This is a genomic window from Streptomyces bohaiensis (assembly GCF_012033785.1).
Classification (GTDB): Bacteria; Actinomycetota; Actinomycetes; order Streptomycetales; family Streptomycetaceae; genus Streptomyces; species Streptomyces bohaiensis.
The window spans coordinates 1-2,070 of the sequence record NZ_JAAVJC010000462.1 but is presented as its reverse complement, the minus strand read 5'-3'; the positions used below and the strand labels follow the sequence as shown (position 1 = coordinate 2,070).

The following is a 2,070-nucleotide window of genomic DNA, read 5'->3' as shown; positions in this document are numbered from 1 at the left end:
CGGCCGGACGGCTCAGGCGCCGCCGGCCTCGCGCAGCACCTCGGCGACGAGCGGTCCGGCGAACTTGCCGCCGTGCCCGGACTCCCGCACCACCGCCGCGACCGCCAGGTCGTCGCGGTAGGCGGTGAACCAGGCGTTGGGCTTCTTCTGGTCGAACACCTCGGCGGAGCCGGTCTTGGCACCGGTGTCGCCCGGCACCCCCGACATGGCCTCGGTGGCCGTGCCGCCGGCGACGGTCAGCGCCATCAGCTTCCGCAGCTCGGCGGCGGTCGCCGCGGACGGCCCGGGGGCGGTCGCCGGCTCGCGGTCGTCGAACGACAGCGGCACCAGGTACGGCTGCCGGAACGTGCCGTCCTTCACCGTCGCCGACACCGATGCCATGACCAGCGGGTTGGCCCGGACCGACGCCTGGCCGATCAGCTGGGCCGCCATCTGCGCCTTCGACTCCTCGTTGAGCGAGCCGCTCATCGTCTCCACGCCGGTGCGCCACTCCAGGCCGATGCCGAACGTCGACTGCGCGTACTCCGCCAGCTGCGTGTCGGCGAGCTCCGGCGCCGCGCTGATGAACGCGGTGTTGCAGGAGGCGGCGAACGACTGGCCGAAGGTGCCGCCCTTGATCTCGAACTCGTCGAGGTTCTGGAACGGCCAGTCCTCGAACTCGAAGATCTTGGGGCAGGGGTGGGCCGCGTCGGCCTTCGCCAACCCCTCCTCGACCATCATCCCCGCGGTGATGATCTTCCAGGTGGAGCCGGGCGCGTAGCGGCCCTCCATCGCGACGTTCTCGCCGTCGGCCGGGTTGTTGACCACCGCGAGGATCTCGCCGGTGCTCGGCCGGATGGCGACCAGCGACGCGCGGTCGGAGTCCGCCACCGCCGCCTCCGCCGCGCTCTGCACCCGCGGGTCGATGGTGGTGGGCACCTCGCCGACGCGGGGCTCGGAGAGCCGGAGCAGCTGTTCGCTCGCGCCGCCGTTGCCGTCCGCGCTCTCGTCCGCGTCTTCGTCCGCCTCCTCGGCGGCCCCGTCCTCGTCCGACGCCTCGTCCTCCTCCGACGTCGTCCCGTCGTCGGCGGCCGGGCCGGTGATGCGCAGCTCGGTGCCGGGGTGTCCGCCGCCCGTCTCGCCGTGGGCCGCGGCCAGCGCCTCGATCACCGGGCCCAGCGAGGGGAACTCCGACGGGTCGAGTTCGTCGCCGTCCCGGTCCAGCGCGCGGACCGGGGCGGGCTCCGCCGCGGGCCCGATCTCCAGCCGCCGCCCCTCGGTGAGGCCCGGGTGGAGGATCTCGCTGCGCCACTGCACGAGGCCGCCCGCGGCGGACCCGGCGTCGGGGCCGTCTCCGTCGCCCCCGTCCTCTCCGTCCGCTGCCGCGTCCGGGTCGGCGACGACGGTGAGCGCGGAGCCGTACCGCCAGTCGCCGCTGTCACCGTCGTGGGCGACCTGCGCGGCGACCTGGAACGGCACCTCCACCCCGCCGTCCTGCTCCGCCCCGGGCCCGGGGGTCAGCGACAGCTCGGTGACCCCCGCGTCCTCCGCGTAGGCGGCGAGTGCCGCCGCCGCGGCCTCGGGGTCGTCCGTCATCGCGGCGGCGGCGTCGGTGTCGCCGTCCGCCCAGGCGGCGAGGAACTCCGTCGCCGTCTGCTGGGCGTCGACCGCCGACGTGCCGTTCCCGCCTCCGCTGTCGTCCGACGAGCATCCGCTCACTCCGACGACCACCGCCGCCACCGCGCCCGCGAGGGCCACGGTTCTCCGGCTCTGCCGCATCCGCACTGCTCCTGACCTACCGAACTGACCGACCGAACAACGCAACACGCCACCCGACCCAGCCGGAGCCGACGGAACCGTACGACAACGCGACCATCGGACCGGTCCACCGGCGGCGCGGGGCCACGGCCGGTGTCGACGCGTGGTGGCCCGCCGTCCGCCGTGGTGGACCGCACCGGGCGGGCACCGGTTCCCACGACCGGGCCGCCCGCGGTGGGGCGGGCTGCGCTCGGGGGACCCGGCTTGCCGGTACCGTCCGGCAGCGAACGTCGTCGGACGCCGCCGTGCGGGTGCGCGGTCGGGATGGGGCGC

Annotated in this window: 1 protein-coding gene; it reads right to left on the bottom strand. The window is 75.4% G+C overall.

All coding sequences use genetic code 11. The annotated features are described in order from the left end of the window. Positions 1-12: 12 nt before the first annotated feature. Positions 13-1,758 carry a penicillin-binding transpeptidase domain-containing protein gene (locus HCN52_RS23940; RefSeq protein WP_168090508.1) on the bottom strand — a complete coding sequence of 582 codons (1,746 nt, stop codon included), beginning with the start codon at positions 1,756-1,758 and terminating at the stop codon, positions 13-15. Between the last annotated feature and the right edge of the window lie 312 nt (positions 1,759-2,070).